The organism is Acidocella facilis ATCC 35904, assembly GCF_000687875.1.
GTDB lineage: Bacteria > Pseudomonadota > Alphaproteobacteria > Acetobacterales > Acetobacteraceae > Acidocella > Acidocella facilis.
The window spans coordinates 165321-182391 of sequence record NZ_JHYG01000005.1 but is presented as its reverse complement, the minus strand read 5'-3'; the positions used below and the strand labels follow the sequence as shown (position 1 = coordinate 182391).

The following is a 17071-nucleotide window of genomic DNA, read 5'->3' as shown; positions in this document are numbered from 1 at the left end:
AGCCCGGCATGGCCGATACGTCAATTCGTCTGCATGTTCCCGATCTCCCCGGCGCTGGCGAGGGCTTTGCCGTCTCCGATGGCCAGGCCCATTATCTCGCCAATGTCATGCGGCTGGGCAAGGGCGATACAATACGGGTTTTTAATGGCCAGGCCGGGGAATGGCGCGCCCGCATCGCCAAAATCTCCCGCAAGGCCGCGATTCTGGAGCCCACCCAGCAGATCCGGGCTCCGGCGCCGGAGCCCGATGCCTGGCTCTGCTTTGCCTTGCTGAAACGACAGAAAACCGATCTGGTGGTGGAAAAAGCCACCGAGCTCGGCGTCTCCGTGATCCAGCCGATCATCACCGTCCGCACCAATGCCGACCATGTGAATCTCGAACGCCTGCGCAGCATCGCCACCGAGGCGGCGGAGCAATGCGAGCGCCTGCATCTCCCCGAAATCCGCGCGCCGCTGCCGGTGATGAAGCTGATGGCGGCCTGGCCGGCGCAGCGCCCGCTTTGCATCGCCGATGAGCGGCGCGACGCTGGCCTGCTTGGCCCAGCCTCCGGCCCCAGCGCCTTGATGGTCGGTCCGGAGGGGGGCTTTACCGATCAGGAGCTTGAAGCTATCGCGCGAACACCCATCATTACACGCGTGTCATTGGGCAGCCGCATCCTGCGGGCCGAAACCGCCGCCATCGCCGGGCTGGCGCTGCAACTCGCAGCCCAGCCCTGAGACAGCGCCCGGCATCGCGCCTGAAACACAGAGTTTGAAGGAAGAGAGACTTGTCAAATCCCGGTGACGCTGACGCGCGTGTGGTTGAAAGCGTCAAGGATCTGGCGGCCTATCTGGACTCCGGCGCGAAGCCGGCCGCCCAGTACAGCATCGGCACCGAGCATGAGGCCTTCGGCTTCCGCGCCGCTGATTTCACCCCGCCCGCCTATGAGGGGGCGGATGGCATCGGCGCATTGCTGCGCGCCGTGCAGGCGCGCGACGGCTGGGCGCCGATCCTCGATCACGGCAACATCATCGGGCTGAAAGGGGCGGGCGGCGCCTCGATCTCGCTGGAACCGGGCGGGCAGTTCGAGCTCTCCGGCGGCACGCTGGCGGATCTGCACGCCACCAAGGCGGAGCTGGACGCGCATGTCGCCCGGCTGCGCGCCGTCACCCCGGCGCTGGGGCTGGGCTTCGCGCCTTTGGGCTTCCACCCCACCGCCACCCGCGCCGCCATGCCCTGGATGCCCAAGGGTCGCTACAAGATCATGCGCGGCTACATGCCCAAGGTCGGCACGCGCGGGCTGGACATGATGCTGCGCACCTGCACCGTGCAGGTGAATCTGGATTTCACCTCCGAGGCGGACATGGTGGCGAAGATGCGCGTCGGCGCCGCCCTGCAGCCGCTCGCCACCGCCTTGTTCGCCAACTCGCCCTTCTATGAGGGCAAGCCCAACGGCCTGCTCTCCAACCGCGCCAATGTCTGGACCGACACCGACAATGCCCGCTCCGGCATCCCGGCGGTGATCTTCGAGGACGGGTTCGGCTTCGAGGCCTATGCCAGCTGGCTGCTCGATGTGCCGATGTATTTCGTCTATCGCGACGGCGGCTATCACGACGTCGCCGGCGCCTCCTTCCGCGATTTCATGGCGGGCAGGCTGGCCGGGCTGGAGGGCGAACGCGCCACCATCGGCGATTTCGCGGACCATTCCACCACCGCCTTCCCGGATGTGCGGCTGAAGAAATATATCGAAACCCGGGGCGCTGATTCCGGCCGCCCGGAGATGATGCTGGCGCAATCCGCCCTTTGGACCGGGCTGTTCTACGACGCGGCGGCGCTGGCCGCCGCCCAGGCGCTGATCAAAACCTGGCGCCATGCGGACATATTGGCCCTGCGTGCCGATGTGCCGGTCAGCGGCATCAACACGCCCTTCGGGAAAGGCAGCCTGCGGGATCTGGCGAAAGAGGTCGTCGCCATCGCCGCCCAGGGCCTCAAGGCCCGCGCCCGGGGCAACGCCGCCGGGGCGGATGAAAGCCTCTACCTGGCCCCGCTGCAGGAGATCGCCAACGGCGCGCCCACCCAGGCGGAGCATTGGCTGGCCCGCTATCACGGCGCCTGGAACGGCGACATCACCCGCATCTTCACCGAGGCGGCCTTCTGATCCACAAATTTTGCTTAGAGCATCAAGCTCTTAGCTTGATGCTCTAAGTTTTGTTTTAGCGAGCAATTTCATGCGTTTAGGTTGACGCTGGCGCGTCAACCTAAACGCATATTGCTCTATGAATCAAAAAACCCGCCTGAAGGCGGGTTTTTTTCGTAAAGTGCCGGGCGTTATGGGCTCTTGCTGCTCGCCACTTCCGGATGGCTGGAACTGGCGGTCTTCGCCTTCACCTTTTCCACCGGCTTCTTGTGGCTCACGCTCTTGGCCTTGTGCTCGGTTTTCACCGGGGCAGGAGGCGCGGCTGGGACGGCGGCGCTGGCAACCTGGGTGGTGGCGCCGGGCGGCGCGTCAGTGACGAAGCTGTCGAGCTGGTCAGGCGTCTTCATCGCCAGCACGGCGTTATATTCGGCCTGGTTGTTCAGGCAGAAAATCTGCCCCTGGGCGATGCCGGCGACCGACTGGTTGTTGGCCAGCAGGGTGATGAAGCTGTCTTCCATCTTCTGGCCGCTATAGGGGCCGCTCGCCTTGTGGAAATAGGCATCCATCTCATGCTGGGCGTCGAGCACATGCGGCTGGAAGCTGTGCATGAAGGCGTCATATTTGTCGCGCTGGTCGCAGGAGAGGGCGGCGACCATCAAGGCGGATTTCAACGCCACCACGTTGAAGGCCTGCTGGATCTTCTCCTGCTCGGCCGGGGTGAATTTGATCTTCGGCGAAACCGGCGGCGGCACCGCCACGGCGACGGCATAAATATGCCCGACCGGCGTGGCGGCGGCCTGCGGCGCCGTCACCGGCGCCGGGCGATGGCAGGCGGTGAGAAGCAGCGCCGCGGCGCCCATGCCGAACGCGATCTTGCCATACGCCGTGGCCTTGCGTGAACTGTGCAAAGTGAAAATCCTCAACCTGTCGAAGCCTTGAAACCGGCCCCCATCTTACAGGTGCCGGCAGGCGCGGCCAAGGCGCTCAGGCCAAGAAAGATCTACGCCAACCCCTTCATAATAAAACATTTGCTCAAAGGCGAGCAAAAAGTAATGAAGGGGCGGGCCGAGGGCTTAGAGTTTTGCCACGCGCAGCGCGTTGGTGGTCCCCGCCTGGCCGAACGGCACGCCGGCAACCACGACGATCTCATCGCCCTTGCTGGCAAACCCCTCCACCCGGGCGATTTTCTGAGCATGTTCAACGGCTTGAGTCATTGAATGCGCGGCCTCGGCGCGCACCGCATGCACCCCCCACACCGCCGCCAACCGGCGCGAAACCGCCTCGTTCACGGTCAGCCCGATCACCGGGCAGTCCGGCTTCTCGCGCGCCACGCGCAGCGCCGTGGAGCCCGATTCGGTCAGCGCCACGATCGCCTTGGCATTGATGGTATGCGCCACCTGCACGGCGGCGGCGGCGATGGCGTCGGCCGAGTTCTTCTCCGGCTGCGGCCGCTTGGCATCCAGCCCGCCGCGCCAATCCTCGTCGCGCTCCACCCGGGAGATGATGCGGTCCATCATGTTCACCGCCTCGCGCGGGAATTGGCCGGCGGCACTCTCGGCCGAGAGCATCACCGCATCGGCGCCATCGAACACGGCGGTCGCCACGTCCGAAGCCTCGGCGCGGGTCGGGGCGGGGGCGGTGATCATGCTCTCCAGCATCTGCGTCGCCACCACCACCGGCAGGCCGCGCTGCTGGGCGGCGCGGATGATGCGCTTCTGCGCGATCGGCACTTCTTCCGGCGGCAGCTCGACGCCCAGATCCCCGCGCGCCACCATCACCGCCTGCGCCTCGGCCATGATGCCGTCCAGATTATCCAGCGCCTGCGGCTTCTCCAGCTTGGCCATCACCAGCGCCCGCCCGGCGGCGATGCGCTTGGCCTCGATCACGTCTTCCGGCCGCTGCACGAAGGAGAGGCCGATATAATCGATGCCCAGCGGCAGGGCGAAATCCAAATCGGCGCGGTCTTTCTCGGTGAGGGCCGGGATCGGCAGCACCACATCCGGCACGTTCACGCCCTTGCGGTCGGAGAGCACGCCGCCCACCACCACTTCGGTCAGCAGATGATCGTCGCGCTTGCGCAGCACTTTCAGCCGCAATTTGCCGTCATCGAGCAGCAGCGTCGCGCCGATCTCGGCGGCGGCGATGATCTCGGGGTGCGGCAGGCAGACCCGGCGCGTATCGCCAGGGGCGCGGTTCATATCCAGGGTGAATTGCGCCCCGGTCTGCAGCTGCACCCGGCCGGACTGGAAGCTGCCCACCCGCAGCTTCGGCCCCTGCACATCCGCCAGAATGCCGATCGGCCGGCCGGTGCGCTTCTCCACGGCGCGGATCATCTCGATGCGCTGGGCGTGGTCCGCATGCGCGCCATGGGAGAAATTCAGGCGGAATACATCCGCCCCGGCCTGGAAGAGCTGCAAGATCATCTCCGGCGTGGAGCTGGCCGGCCCCAGCGTGGCGATGACCTTGGTGCGGCGGTGGCGGCGCAGACGTTCCATGCGAAAACCTCGGTTTGTTGTTTAAAATCGGTTTGTGGAGAGCGGCAGCGCCATATTGCGCCCGGCCCGCGCCTGCGGCAGGCTGGCGCCCGGGCCAGGGGCGACCCCTGTGCTGCCCGACCGGTAATTTTTAAGGTCGTTGAAATAGGCGTTTTCCACGCCGCGACTATGAGCGGGAGCAGAAACTTGAGCAACCCCTTGATGGATAGCGCTACCCAGGAGCGGCTGGAGGCGGCCGCCTTTCGCGCTTTGGTGGCGCATTTGCGGGCACGCCCCGACGTGCAGAATATCGATCTGATGAATCTGGCCGGCTTCTGCCGCAACTGCCTCTCGCGCTGGTATCGCGAGGCGGCGCAGGCGCAGGGGGTCGAGCTGAGCGATCCGCAGGCGCGCGAGATCATCTACGGGATGCCCTATAAGGAGTGGCAGGCGCTACACCAGAAACCGGCGAGCCCCGACCAGCAGGCGGCATTCAAGGCGGCCAATCCGGGGCATTAAGGGAACTTTTTGAAAAAAGTTCCCTTACCCTCAAAAACTTTTGCGACTGGACGCGGGCCGTTCGAGACCGGTGCCACGTAAAATCTCGTTGACCTGGGGCGGAGGGGTCTTTATGCCCGCCGCCCTGACCTGGAGTGGGCTATGTCTGTATCGACCGAAGAGAAACCGACCAATATCGCCGGCGAGCGGCTGCGCAGCATCATCGAGCGCATCGAGCGTCTGGAAGAGGAGCGCAAGGCGCTGGCCAACGACATCAAGGACATCTTCTCCGAAGCCAAATCCGCCGGCTTCGACGTGAAGGTGATCCGCCAGCTGATCAAGATCCGCAAGCAGGAGCCGGCCGAGGTGGAGGAGCAGGAGACCCTGCTCGACATCTATCGCCGCGCCATCGGCATGTAAAAGACACGGGGGGCAAAGCCCCCAAAGGTGTAAAAGATACGGGGGGCAAAGCCCCCAAAGGTGTAAAAGATACGGGGGGCAAAGCCCCCCGTTTGACCTTGGCGCCGCAACGCCTAAATCTGTTCCGTGAGATTTGAAGGAACGGAGCGGATATGAAGCAGGCACGGATCAACTGGCAGCCCGAGGGGCTCTCCGCCGGAAATGCTGCATCCCTGCCGAGCTGGGATCTGAACGATCTCTACACCTCTACCGCTGACCCGCGCCTGGCCGCCGATCTGCAGGATGTGCAGCAGCGCGCCGAGGCTTTTACCGCCTATCAGGGCAAGCTCGAAGCTCTCTCCGGCGCCGAACTGGCCGAGGCGATTCGCACCTATGAGGCGCTGCAGGAAATCCCCGGCCGGATCATGTCCTATGCCGGGCTGCTGTTCGCGGCCGACAGCTCGATTGCCGCCCACGGCCAGTTCTACCAGACTATGTCCGAGAAGCTGACCGCGCTCGGCACCAAGACCCTGTTCTTCACCCTAGAGCTGAACCGCCTCTCGGACGAGGCGCTGGCGGAAAAGCTCCGCGCCCCGGAGTTGCAGCGCTACGAATCCTGGCTGCGGGATCTACGTGTGTTCCTGCCGCACCAGCGCGAGGATGTCATCGAACAACTGTTCATGGAGAAGGAGGTCACCGGCCATTCCGCCTGGACCCGGCTGTTCGACGAAACCATCGCAGCGCTGCGATTGGAGGTCCGCGGCGAGGAGCTGACCCTTTCCGCGGCGCTGAACAAGCTCTCCGACACTGACCGCGCCGTGCGCGAGGACGCCTTCAAGGCGGTCGCCAAGACGATGGCGCAGAATGAGAAATTATTCGCCCTGGTGCTCAATACCATCGCCAAGGACAAGGCGATCGACGATGAGTGGCACGCTTATCCGCATCCCTGGTCCTTCCGCAACCGCGCCAACATGGTCGAGGATGAGGTGGTGGAGGCGCTGGTCGGCGCGGTGAAATCCTCCTATGGCCGGCTATCGCACCGCTATTATGCGTTGAAGGCGAAATGGCTGGGGCTGGAGAAGTTGGAGCAATGGGACCGCAACGCCCCGCTGCCGGCGGACCTGGACAAGCATATTTCCTGGCAGCAGGCGCGGGACATCGTGCTGAACGCCTATGGCGGCTTCTCCCCGGAGCTGGCCGAGACCATCAAGCCCTTCTTCGAGAAAAACTGGATCGACGCTGATCTGCGTCCGGGCAAGGCCGGCGGCGCCTTCTCGCATTCCACCGTGCCCTCGGTGCATCCGTATGTGCTGATGAATTTCCACGGCAAGGCGCGGGATGTGATGACGCTGGCGCATGAGCTGGGCCATGGCGCGCATCAGTCGCTGGCCGCCAAGCAGGGCTATCTGCTCGCCGGCACGCCGCTGACCCTGGCCGAGACCGCCAGCGTGTTCGGCGAGATGCTGACCTTCCGCTCATTGCTGGATGCCGAGACCGATCCGGCCCGCCGTCGCATCATGCTGGCGCAGAAGGTGGAGGACATGCTCAACACCGTGGTGAGGCAGATCGCCTTCCACGAATTCGAGGTCGCCTTCCATACCGAACGCGCCCAGGGCGAGAGCCTGCCCGAGCGCATTGCCGAGATCTGGCTGGACGTGCAGACCAGGAGCCTCGGGCCGGCCTTCAATTTCACCGAGGATTACAAGGTCTTCTGGGCCTATATCTCGCATTTCTTCCACTCCCCCTTCTATGTCTATGCCTATGCTTTCGGGGATTGCCTGGTGAATGCGCTCTATGCGGTTTACCAGGAGAGCCCGGACAAGGCGGGCTTCGCGGCGAAATATCGCGACATGCTGGCCGCCGGCGGCACCAAGCGGCATAAGGCGCTGCTGGCCCCGTTCGGGCTGGACGCCTCCGACCCCGCCTTCTGGAACAAGGGTTTGGACGTGATCTCAGGCTTTATCGACGAGCTGGAAAACGCATGAGCGATCGCAAGGACGGAAATTTTTTCGGCGAGATGCGGCGCATGGCCCGTACCTCGGGGGCGGTGGGCGGCATTGCCGCGCGCATCGCCGGCGAGCGCGTGTTCGGCATCAAGACCGACCAGGCCAAGCATGCCGAGGATTTGAAGGCGCTGCTCGGGGGGCTGAAGGGCCCGATGATGAAGGTGGCGCAGTTCCTCTCCACCGTGCCGGACGCGCTGCCCCCGGAATATGCCAAGCAGCTGGCGGAATTGCAGGCCAACGCCCCGCCGATGGGCTGGCCCTTCGTGCGCCGGCGCATGTCCGGTGAGATGGGGCCGGATTGGGAGGGCAAGTTCCAGAGCTTCACCCGTGAGGCGGTGGCCGCCGCCAGCCTGGGGCAGGTGCACCGCGCGGTGCTGCCGGATGGCCGGGACGTGGCGGTGAAGCTGCAATATCCTGACATGCCCAGCGTCATCGAGGCGGATCTGCGCCAGGTGAAGATGGCCATGGCCGTTTACCGGCGCATGGATAACGCGATCATTCAGGACGATATCTTCGTCGAGCTCTCCGAGCGCTTCCGCGAGGAGCTGGATTATCAGCGCGAGGCCGCGCAGATCCGGCTCTACCGGCTGATGCTGGCGGATGTGCCGGATGTGAATGTGCCGGAGCCGGTGGAGGGCTATACCACCACCCGGATGCTGACCATGACCTGGCTGAAAGGCCAGGGCTTCCGGGACTGGATGGCGGCCAACCCGAGCCAGGAGGCGCGCAACGCCCTGGCCACGGCCTTGTTCCGGGCCTGGTATATCCCGTTCTATCGCTATGGCGTGATCCATGGCGATCCGCATCTGGGCAATTACCAGGTCAGCGAGAGCGGCGGGCTCAATCTGCTGGATTATGGCTCCATCCGCGTGTTTCCGCCGAAATTCGTCAGCGGCGTGCTGGAGCTCTACAATGCCGTGCGCGAGGCTGACGAGGCCCGCGCCCGCCACGCCTATGACATCTGGGGCTTCAAGGGCATCACCGACGAGCAGGTGGCGGTGCTGAATGAGTGGGCGAAATTCCTCTACCAGCCGCTGATCGAGGACCGGGTGCGGCCGATCCAGGTCGGCCAGGGTACGGAATTTGGCCGCGAGGTGGCGCAGAAGGTGCATGCGGGCTTGCAGCGCACTGGTGGGGTGCGCCCGCCGCGCGAATTCGTGCTGATGGACCGCTCCGCGATCGGGCTGGGGGCGGTGTTCATGCGGCTGGGCGCGGAGCTGAACTGGTGCCGGCTATTCCAGGAGACGGTGGCCGGGTTTGACGAGGCGGAGCTGGCGGCGCGCCAGGCGGATGCCTTGAAGATTGCCGGGGTGCCGGAGGCCAAGTAAACCTCAACCCCTCAGCAAGGCGGAGCCAACCATGGCGATTCTCAAACGCGGCCTGCGGTCCGGGCTTCTCGCCCGGGCCTATCGGAAGCTGCTGCACTCGATCTATGTGAACGATCTCTGGCTGGATCTGCGCCTGCACGCCAAGCGCGAGGCGGTTGAGTATGTGATCGCGCATATGCCAGAGGCGATGGTGCTGGCGGACCGCTACGAGCTGGCGCGCTTTGCCCTCGGCCGCGCCCCCAAGGAAGGGCTGGTGCTGGAATTCGGTGTCGCCGGTGGGGCCAGCTTGCGCAATCTGGCGGGCCAGACGCCGCGCGAGGTGCATGGGTTCGACAGTTTCGGCGGGCTGCCGGAGGATTGGGCCGGCACCAAGGAAGGGGCCGGCGCCTTCACCCAGAAGGGCAAGCTGCCCAAGGTTCCCGCCAATGCCAGGCTGCATCCGGGCTGGTTCGACCAGACGCTGCCGCCCTTCCTCGCCGCCCATGCCGGAGATGTTGCGTTTCTGCACGTTGATTGTGACATCTATACCAGCACGGTGACGATTTTTTCCGCCCTGGCGGGGCGGATCGTGCCGGGGACGGTCATTCTGTTTGATGAATATTTCAATTATCCCGGCTGGCGCGGGCATGAATATAAGGCCTTCCAGGAATTCATCGCGCAATCCGGCCTGAGCTATGAATATATAGGTGTTTCCGCTGAAAAGGGGCATGTGGCGGTGCGCCTGGGCGCGGCGGGCAGCCTGCCGGAGCCGCGGGCGGGCGCGGCGCTCGCGCGTCCATAAAACTAAACAAACCGGAAAACGAGGCCTGGTCCCGAGGGTTGTGCCGACGCGCCAGGCGGGGCCGCGCGGCGGGCGCGGGCTTGTAATATCCAGCGCCTTAACACAAGGTAACAGAAAATTTTCAAGCGTTTGAGGACCAGGGTATGCGGTTAGCGGTTTTGAAGGAGCGTCGTGCGGGGGAACTCCGCGTGGCGGCCACGCCTGACACGGTGAAGAAACTGATCGGGCTGGGCCTGACGGTGGCGATCGAGACCGGGGCGGGGATCGCGGCGGCGATTCCGGATGCGGAGTTCATCGCGGCGGGCGCCGAGATTGTGCCGGATGCGGCCGCCGCGCTGGCGGGCGCCGGGATTCTCTTCGCCGTCGCCGCGCCGGATGAGGCGGTGCGGGCGCTGATCGCGCCGGGGACGCTGCTGATCGCAACACTCGGCGCGGCCTCGGATGCCACGCTGGCGCCGGCTCTGGCCGCCGCGCGCATCGATGCGGTGGGGCTGGAGCTGCTGCCGCGCATCACCCGCGCGCAGAGCATGGATGTGCTCTCCTCCCAGGCCAACCTCGCCGGCTATCGCGCCGTGATCGAGGGGGCCTATGAATTCTCCCGCGGCTTTCCGCTGATGATGACCGCCGCCGGCACCGTGGCGCCGGCGCGCGTGTTTGTGATCGGCGCCGGTGTGGCGGGGCTGCAGGCGATCGCCACCGCGCGCCGCCTCGGCGGCGTGGTCTCGGGTACGGATGTGCGCCCGGCGGCCAAGGAAGAGATCAAATCCCTCGGCGCCAGCTATATCGGCGTGGATGACGAGGAATCCGCCAAGCAGACCGGGCCCTATGCCGGGCAGATGTCCGACGAGTTCCGCAAGAAGCAGGCGGAGCTGATGGCCAGCACCGTGGCCAAGAACGACATCGTGATCTGCACCGCCTTGGTGCAGGGCCGCAAGGCGCCGGTCATCGTCACCTCGGAGATGGTGGCCGCGATGAAGCCGGGCTCGATCGTGGTCGATCTCGCGGCCGAGGCCGGCGGCAATTGCGCCGAGACGGTGCCGGGCGAGACCATCACCACGCCCAACGGGGTGAAGATCATCGGCCACAAGAACTGGCCCTCGCGCATCGCGGTGGCGTCCAGCCAGCTTTATGCCCGCAATCTGCTCACCTTCCTCACCAATTTCTGGGACAAGGACGCCAAGGCGCCGAACCTGAAGCCGGAGGATGATCTGATCAAGGGCGCGTTGGTGACCAAGGGCGGCGAGATCGTCCATCCCAACTTCAAGCCCGCCGTTTAATTCGCAGGGAGGCTTCATCATCATGACACCCGCAGACTTGGCCGCCCAGGCGGCGGACCTCGCCCATCAGGCCTCGATCCTGGCGCAGAACGCCGCCGGGGTTGCCGCCGTGGCGGCCCAGCACGCGCCGCCGGCGGCGCCCTTCGTGTTCCTGTTCAGCATTTTCGTGATGGCCGTGTTTGTCGGCTATTACGTGGTCTGGTCGGTCACCCCGGCGCTGCACTCGCCTTTGATGGCGGTGACCAACGCGATCTCCTCCGTCATCATCGTCGGCGCGATGCTGGCCACCGGGCTGCATGGCTCGATGGTGGCGCATGTGTTCGGCTTCCTGGCGGTGGTGCTGGTCAGCGTCAATATTTTCGGCGGCTTCGCGGTCACCAACCGCATGCTGGCCATGTTCAAGAAGAAGTAACGCCCGATGAACCAGTCTCTCACCTCGTTTGCGTATCTCGTCGCGGCGGTTCTGTTCATCCTGGCGCTGCGCGGCCTTTCGCACCCCACCACCTCGCGCCAGGGCAACCGCTTCGGCATGATCGGCATGGTCATCGCCATCCTCGCCACCTTCCTGCATGGCGGGATGGATTGGGGCTGGGCGCTGACCATCATCCTGGGCATCGCCATCGGCGGCGGCATCGGGCTGGTGGTGGCGCAGAAGATCAAGATGACGGCGCTGCCGCAGCTGGTCGCGGCCTTCCACTCGCTGGTGGGTCTGGCGGCCGTGTTCGTCGCCACCTCGGCGCTGAACGCGCCGCAGAGCTTTGGCATCGGCACGCCGCACAATATCCATACCGAGAGCCTGATCGAAATGTCGATCGGCCTGGCCATCGGTGCCATCACCTTCACCGGCTCGCTGATCGCCTTTGCCAAGCTGCAGGCCTTGATGAAGGGCACGCCGATCACCTTCCCCGGCCAGCATAAGCTCAATGGCGGTCTGGGCGTGCTGATCGTGCTGCTGATCATCGCCTTCGTCGCTTCCGGCGGCAGCACCGTGCTGTTCTCGCTGATCGCCCTGGTGGCGCTGGCGCTGGGCTTCCTGCTGATCATCCCGATCGGCGGGGCGGATATGCCGGTCGTCGTCTCGATGCTGAATTCCTATTCCGGCTGGGCGGCGTCGGGCATCGGCTTTACCATCGGCAATCTGGCGCTGATCATCACCGGCGCGCTTGTTGGTTCCTCGGGTGCGATTCTGTCCTACATCATGTGCAAGGGCATGAACCGCTCGATCATCAACGTGATTGCCGGCGGCTTCGGCAATTCCGGCGATGCCGGGGCGGTTGCCGGCGCTTCCAACGGCGACAAGGCGGTGAAGCATGGCTCCGCCGACGATGCGGCCTTCATCATGAAGAACGCCTCCAAGGTGATCGTGGTGCCGGGCTATGGCATGGCGGTGGCGCAGGCCCAGCACGCGCTGCGCGAGATGGCCGACACGCTGAAGAAGGAAGGGGTGGAAGTGAAATACGCCATCCATCCGGTGGCGGGGCGCATGCCGGGGCACATGAACGTGCTGCTGGCCGAAGCCAATGTGCCGTATGACGAGGTGTTCGAGCTGGAGCAGATCAACAACGAATTCGCCACCGCGGATGTCGTCTATGTGATCGGCGCCAACGACGTCACCAACCCGGCCGCGAAGACCAACCCGGCCAGCCCGATCTTCGGCATGCCGATCCTGGAAGTCGACAAGGCCAAGACCGTGCTGTTCGTGAAGCGCTCGATGGCGTCCGGCTATGCCGGCGTGGAGAATGAGCTGTTCTTCAAGGACAACACGATGATGCTGTTCGGCGATGCGAAGAAGATGACCGAAGAGATCGTGCAGGCGCTCAATCACTGAGGCTGGGTGCCGGAAAGAAAAACCCCAGGGCCTGAGGCTCTGGGGTTTTTGCGGACCAGGCCGGGACGCTTATTCAGCGGGCAGGGTGGCCGGCTTGCGGTGGAAGATCTTCGCGAAGAGGGTCTTCACGGCGCGGGCGATTTCCTGCGCGATGATCTGATTGCCTTCGGCGGCGGCGATCATGCCTTCGCCCATCGTCTCAAAGCTGCTCTTAAAGCTCATTGTTAAGCTCCTTCAAATGAGGGCAGTTGCCCAGGGTTGAAGGACGGCCTCCAGCTAAACCTTGATCCCCTTATCCTCCCGGCTTCTGCTGCGCTGCAACAAACGGGTTTGCATGGCAGTTTTGCCGGAATGGAAGGGTTATTTGCGCAGGGTCAGGATCGACCAGGCGCCATCGATGAGCTGGCGCTCCAGCCGCAGCCCGGCGCGGCGATGGCAGGAGAGCACCCAGTTCACCTGGGTATTGAGCAGCCCGGCCAGGATGGCGACTCCGCCCGGGGCCAGATGCGCGGCGAGCTGATGCGCCATGGCGCAAAGCGGCCGGGCCAGGATGTTGGCGAATACCAGATCGAACGGCGCGGCCTTGGTGATACGCGGGTCCTGCCAGCCATCGGCCTGGATGGCGCGGATCATGCCCTGCACCCCGTTCAGCTTGGCGTTTTCAGCGGCGACACGGGCGGCGCGGGGATCGATATCGGTGGCCAGCACGGGTTTGTGCAGCAGCTTGGCGGCGGCGATGGCGAGAATGCCCGAGCCGGTGCCGAGATCCAGAATCCGCCGCGGGTGGTGATGCTTGACCAGGTCCTCGAGCGTGACGAGGCAGCCACGGGTGGAATTATGCTCGCCGGTGCCGAAGGCCAGACCGGCATCGAGCGTGATGGTGATGCGCCCGGGCAGCTTGGCATCCTTGATATGGGTGCCGCGAATGGCGAAGCGCTTGCCGATCAACTGTTCCGGAAAGGCCTGCTGGGTGCGCGCCAGCCAGCCGCCGACCGGCACCAGACCGCGGGTGATCTCGGGCGAGACACCGGAGACCATTTCGGCGATCATCAGCGCGGCGGCGAGGTCGGCCTCATGTTCGCCGCGCTCCTTCACCCCTTGCAGGTCCCATTCATCGACATCTTCATCGTGGTAGAAGGAGACCGCGCGGCAGACGCTGGAGAGGGCGGCCTCGAACGTCTCCATCACCTCGGCCGGCACCCGCAGGCTGATGCAGTCCAGCAATTCCTCAGCCATCCTGGCGCTCCACGAAACGGTCCAGCACGCGTTTTTCTCCTGATGTCTCGAAATCGATATCCAGCCGGTCGTCATCGGCCGCGATCACCCGGCCATAGCCGAATTTCTGGTGAAATACCCGCGCGCCGACCGGGATTTTTTGCGCCCGGGCGGGCCTGGCCTGCACCTCCCAGGCATCCGGGCGGCGGGCCTGCAGGGGGAAGGTGGTGGCGGGCAGGGCAGGGCGGGCGCCGGCGGGCTGGGCGGAGCCGGAACGGCGGATGACCTCTTCCGGCAGCTCCTCGATGAAGCGGCTGGGAATCGAGCTTTGCCAGTTGGCATAGATGCGCCGGTTGGCGGCATGCAGGATGATGGCGCGGTGCCTGGCCCGGGTGATGCCGACATAAGCCAGCCGCCGCTCCTCCTCCAGGCTCTTATTGCCGCCCTCATCGAGCGAGCGCTGGTTGGGGAACACGCCTTCCTCCCAGCCGGGGAGAAAGACATTGTCGAATTCCAGCCCCTTGGCGCCGTGCAGTGTCATCATCGAGACCTTGGCGCCGTCCTCCTGGGCTTCGGCTTCCGTCACCAGCGCGACATGCTCCAGAAATTCCTGCAGCGTGCCGAAATCCGCCAAAGCGCGGGAAAGCTCCTTGAGGTTTTCCAGCCGGCCCGGCGCGTCCGGGGCCTTGTCGGCCTTCCACATGGCGATGTAGCCGCTTTCTTCCAGCAGCGTGTCCAGCGCCACCACCGGGCCTTGCGCGGCGAGGATATCGCGCCATTGCGCGAACTGCTCCATCAGCCCGCGCAGCGTGGCGCCGAGCTTGCCGCGCAGCCCGTTCTCTTCGATCAGCTTCAGGGTCGCGTCATGCAGCGACAGCCCGTGCGTGCGCGCCGCTTCGTGCAGGTTGCGCAGCGCGCCATCGCCGACGCCGCGCTTCGGGGTATTGACGATGCGTTCGAAGGCCAGATCATCCGAAGGCTGGCCCAGCACCCGCAGATAGGCGATGGCGTCGCGGATTTCGGCGCGCTCATAGAAGCGCAAGCCGCCGACGATGCGGTAGGGGACGCCGAGGGTCAGCAGTCGTTCCTCGAAGGCGCGGGTCTGGAAGCCGGCACGGACCAGGATGGCGATTTCATTGAGGGATTCACCGGACCGCCACAGGCTCTCGATGCGGCTGCCCACGGTGCGGGCTTCCTCCTCGGAATCCCACAAGGAGATCACCTCAACCTTCTCGCCCTCGGCATTTTCCTTGCCAGAATGCAGGGTTTTGCCCAGCCGCCCCTCGTTATGGGCGATCAGATACGAGGCGGCGGCGAGGATGGGGGCGGTGGAGCGGTAATTGGATTCCAGCCGGATGATTTTCGCCCCCGGAAAATCCCGTTCAAATTTCAGGATGTTCTCGATCTCGGCACCGCGCCAGCTATAAATGCTCTGATCGTCGTCGCCGACACAGCAGATATTCTTATGGCCCTGGGCGAGCAGCCGCAGCCAATAATATTGCACCAGATTAGTGTCCTGGTACTCATCCACGAGAATATAGCGGAAGGCGCGATGATAATGCGCCAGCACTTCCGCGTCGGTCTTCAGCAGATGCACCATCAGCAGCAGCAGGTCGCCGAAATCCACGGCATTGAGCTGGCGCATCCGGGACTGGTAGGCGGCATAGAACTCGTCGGCGCGGCCATTGGCGTAGTCGGAGGCATCGGCCACCGGCACCTGGCCTGGCATATAGCCCTTGTCTTTCCAGCTCTGGATCTGCGCCATTAGCGAATTTGGCGGCCAGCGTTTGAAATCCACCTTCGCCGCGTCCAGGATCTGCTTGAGCACGCGCAGCTGGTCGTCCGTGTCGAGAATGGAAAAGCTGCTGGTCAGGCCGACGCGATCCGCGAAGCGGCGCAGCATCCGGGCGCAGAGCGCGTGGAAGGTGCCGAGCCACAGCCCCTCGACCGGGCCGCCCATGATCTTGGCGACGCGCTCGCGCATCTCCCGCGCCGCCTTGTTGGTGAAGGTGACGCTGAGGATCTGGTTGGGGAAGGCGCGGCGGCTGAGCAATATATGCGCGAAGCGGGTGGTGAGCACCCGGGTTTTGCCCGTGCCCGCCCCCGCCAGCACCAGCACCGGGCCCTCGGTGCTCTCCACCGCCTCGCGCTGGGCGGCGTTCAGCCCCTCCAGATAGGCGCTCAAGCCGCCGGGGCCTCCGGCTTCACACCGAGGATGCGCGCGATGGCGTAGGTCAGGTCCGGCCGGTTCAGCGTGTAAAAATGAAACTCGTCGATGCCGTTGGCCTGCAGCAGGCGCACCTGCTCGGCGGCCATGGCGGCGGAGACCATGCGGCGGGTCTCGATGTCATCATCCAGACCGTCGAACATATCGGCCATCCAGGCGGGCACCGAGGTGCCGCAGGCCTCGGCGAAGCTCTTCGCCTGCTTGAAATTGGTCACCGGCAGAATGCCAGGGACGATCGGCGCCTTGATCCCGGCGGCCAGGGCCTTGTCCAGGAAGCGCAGGAAGATGGAATTGTCGAAGAATACCTGGGTGATGGCGCGGGTCGCCCCGGCATCGAGCTTGCGCTTGAGATTATCCAGATCCGCCTCGGGGCTGGCCGCCTGCGGGTGGGTTTCCGGATAGGCGGCGACCGAGATTTCGAAATCCGCGACCTTTCTCAGCCCCTCGACCAGATCCGCCGCGAAAGCATAGCCGCCCGGATGCGGCGCGTAGGCGGCCCCACCCGGCATGTCCCCGCGCAGCGCGACGATATGCTTGACCCCGGCCTCCCAATAACGCTGAGCGACCTCGTTCACCGCCTCTTTGGTGGCGCCCACACAGGTGAGATGGGCGGCGGGGGTGAGGTCGGTCTCCTTGACCAGGCGCAGCACGGTGGCATGGGTGCGCTCCTGGGTGGAGCCGCCGGCGCCGTAGGTCACGGAGACGAAATCCGGCCGCAGCCTGGCCAGGCGTTCGATGCAGGCCCAGAGCTGGGCCTCCAGCGCCTCGGTCTTGGGCGGGAAGAATTCGAAGGAGATGGCGGGCGGGGCGGCGCCGTCGCGCGCCGGCAGCGGGGCGATGCGCTCGCCTTGCGCCCAGCGTTCCAGAGTGTGTCGGACAGGGGAATGGGTCATGGTCATCGTTCCGTAGAGGGGGTTGCTGT

Annotated in this window: 16 protein-coding genes; 10 read left to right on the top strand and 6 right to left on the bottom strand. The window is 64.9% G+C overall.

Annotated elements, in window-relative coordinates:
- The first annotated feature begins 8 nt into the window (after positions 1–8).
- Positions 9–716, top strand: coding sequence for a 16S rRNA (uracil(1498)-N(3))-methyltransferase (locus T331_RS0108565; protein WP_026439703.1), 708 nt, complete (start codon positions 9–11; stop codon positions 714–716).
- A 50-nt stretch (positions 717–766) separates the two neighbouring features.
- Positions 767–2137: a glutamate--cysteine ligase gene (locus T331_RS0108560; protein ID WP_026439702.1), complete on the top strand. Its 1371-nt coding sequence runs from the start codon at positions 767–769 to the stop codon at positions 2135–2137.
- A gap of 170 nt (positions 2138–2307) precedes the next feature.
- On the opposite strand, the gene T331_RS19170 is transcribed toward T331_RS0108560, so the two are convergent.
- A complete protein-coding gene (locus T331_RS19170) occupies positions 2308–3024 on the bottom strand; it encodes a hypothetical protein (protein ID WP_051622263.1) in 717 nt (238 codons plus the stop codon).
- Positions 3025–3189: 165 nt separating this feature from the next.
- On the bottom strand, positions 3190–4611 hold the full coding sequence (pyk, locus tag T331_RS0108550; protein WP_026439701.1) for a pyruvate kinase: 1422 nt from the start codon (positions 4609–4611) through the stop codon (positions 3190–3192).
- Between the two features lie 201 nt (positions 4612–4812).
- On the opposite strand from pyk, the gene T331_RS0108540 reads away from it, so the two are divergent.
- From T331_RS0108540 to T331_RS0108505, 8 genes are all read left to right on the top strand, one after another.
- Complete coding sequence (locus T331_RS0108540) at positions 4813–5109, top strand: DUF1244 domain-containing protein (protein WP_026439700.1); 297 nt, start codon at positions 4813–4815, stop codon at positions 5107–5109.
- A 141-nt stretch (positions 5110–5250) separates the two neighbouring features.
- The gene (locus T331_RS0108535; RefSeq protein WP_008494438.1) at positions 5251–5508 is read left to right on the top strand and encodes a DUF2312 domain-containing protein; all 258 of its coding nucleotides are present in this window, start codon (positions 5251–5253) and stop codon (positions 5506–5508) included.
- Positions 5509–5660: 152 nt separating this feature from the next.
- A complete protein-coding gene (locus tag T331_RS0108530) occupies positions 5661–7472 on the top strand; it encodes a M3 family oligoendopeptidase (protein ID WP_026439699.1) in 1812 nt (603 codons plus the stop codon).
- Positions 7469–8821, top strand: coding sequence for an ABC1 kinase family protein (locus T331_RS0108525; RefSeq protein WP_008494440.1), 1353 nt, complete (start codon positions 7469–7471; stop codon positions 8819–8821). The genes T331_RS0108530 and T331_RS0108525 overlap by 4 nt, the downstream gene beginning before the upstream one ends.
- 31 nt (positions 8822–8852) lie before the next feature.
- Positions 8853–9602, top strand: coding sequence for a class I SAM-dependent methyltransferase (locus T331_RS0108520; RefSeq protein ID WP_026439698.1), 750 nt, complete (start codon positions 8853–8855; stop codon positions 9600–9602).
- A 143-nt stretch (positions 9603–9745) separates the two neighbouring features.
- The gene (locus T331_RS0108515; protein ID WP_026439697.1) at positions 9746–10879 is read left to right on the top strand and encodes a Re/Si-specific NAD(P)(+) transhydrogenase subunit alpha; all 1134 of its coding nucleotides are present in this window, start codon (positions 9746–9748) and stop codon (positions 10877–10879) included.
- Positions 10880–10901: 22 nt separating this feature from the next.
- Positions 10902–11291: a proton-translocating transhydrogenase family protein gene (locus tag T331_RS0108510; RefSeq protein WP_026439696.1), complete on the top strand. Its 390-nt coding sequence runs from the start codon at positions 10902–10904 to the stop codon at positions 11289–11291.
- A 6-nt stretch (positions 11292–11297) separates the two neighbouring features.
- Positions 11298–12707, top strand: a complete 1410-nt coding sequence (locus T331_RS0108505; RefSeq protein ID WP_008494444.1) for an NAD(P)(+) transhydrogenase (Re/Si-specific) subunit beta — start codon at positions 11298–11300, stop codon at positions 12705–12707.
- Positions 12708–12776: 69 nt separating this feature from the next.
- On the opposite strand, the gene T331_RS19870 is transcribed toward T331_RS0108505, so the two are convergent.
- From T331_RS19870 to metF, 4 genes are all read right to left on the bottom strand, one after another.
- Complete coding sequence (locus T331_RS19870; protein WP_155992657.1) at positions 12777–12929, bottom strand: hypothetical protein; 153 nt, start codon at positions 12927–12929, stop codon at positions 12777–12779.
- A gap of 138 nt (positions 12930–13067) precedes the next feature.
- Positions 13068–13943: a 50S ribosomal protein L11 methyltransferase gene (locus tag T331_RS0108495; RefSeq protein ID WP_026439695.1), complete on the bottom strand. Its 876-nt coding sequence runs from the start codon at positions 13941–13943 to the stop codon at positions 13068–13070.
- Complete coding sequence (locus T331_RS0108490) at positions 13936–16107, bottom strand: ATP-dependent helicase (RefSeq protein WP_026439694.1); 2172 nt, start codon at positions 16105–16107, stop codon at positions 13936–13938. The genes T331_RS0108495 and T331_RS0108490 overlap by 8 nt, the downstream gene beginning before the upstream one ends.
- Positions 16104–17042, bottom strand: a complete 939-nt coding sequence (gene metF / locus T331_RS0108485) for a methylenetetrahydrofolate reductase [NAD(P)H] (protein WP_026439693.1) — start codon at positions 17040–17042, stop codon at positions 16104–16106. Before metF ends, T331_RS0108490 begins: the two co-directional genes overlap by 4 nt.
- Positions 17043–17071: the final 29 nt, after the last annotated feature.

Excerpts from the sequence above, each read along its gene's own strand:
- metF (WP_026439693.1), bottom strand. The coding sequence starts at position 17,042 with ATGACCCATTCCCCTGTCCGACACACTCTGGAACGCTGGGCGCAAGGC.
- T331_RS19870 (WP_155992657.1), bottom strand. The coding sequence starts at position 12,929 with ATGAGCTTTAAGAGCAGCTTTGAGACGATGGGCGAAGGCATGATCGCC.
- T331_RS0108530 (WP_026439699.1), top strand. The coding sequence starts at position 5,661 with ATGAAGCAGGCACGGATCAACTGGCAGCCCGAGGGGCTCTCCGCCGGA.
- T331_RS0108505 (WP_008494444.1), top strand. The coding sequence starts at position 11,298 with ATGAACCAGTCTCTCACCTCGTTTGCGTATCTCGTCGCGGCGGTTCTG.
- T331_RS0108540 (WP_026439700.1), top strand. The coding sequence starts at position 4,813 with ATGGATAGCGCTACCCAGGAGCGGCTGGAGGCGGCCGCCTTTCGCGCT.
- T331_RS0108565 (WP_026439703.1), top strand. The coding sequence starts at position 9 with ATGGCCGATACGTCAATTCGTCTGCATGTTCCCGATCTCCCCGGCGCT.
- T331_RS0108535 (WP_008494438.1), top strand. The coding sequence starts at position 5,251 with ATGTCTGTATCGACCGAAGAGAAACCGACCAATATCGCCGGCGAGCGG.
- T331_RS0108525 (WP_008494440.1), top strand. The coding sequence starts at position 7,469 with ATGAGCGATCGCAAGGACGGAAATTTTTTCGGCGAGATGCGGCGCATG.
- T331_RS0108520 (WP_026439698.1), top strand. The coding sequence starts at position 8,853 with ATGGCGATTCTCAAACGCGGCCTGCGGTCCGGGCTTCTCGCCCGGGCC.
- T331_RS0108510 (WP_026439696.1), top strand. The coding sequence starts at position 10,902 with ATGACACCCGCAGACTTGGCCGCCCAGGCGGCGGACCTCGCCCATCAG.
- T331_RS0108515 (WP_026439697.1), top strand. The coding sequence starts at position 9,746 with ATGCGGTTAGCGGTTTTGAAGGAGCGTCGTGCGGGGGAACTCCGCGTG.
- pyk (WP_026439701.1), bottom strand. The coding sequence starts at position 4,611 with ATGGAACGTCTGCGCCGCCACCGCCGCACCAAGGTCATCGCCACGCTG.
- T331_RS0108495 (WP_026439695.1), bottom strand. The coding sequence starts at position 13,943 with ATGGCTGAGGAATTGCTGGACTGCATCAGCCTGCGGGTGCCGGCCGAG.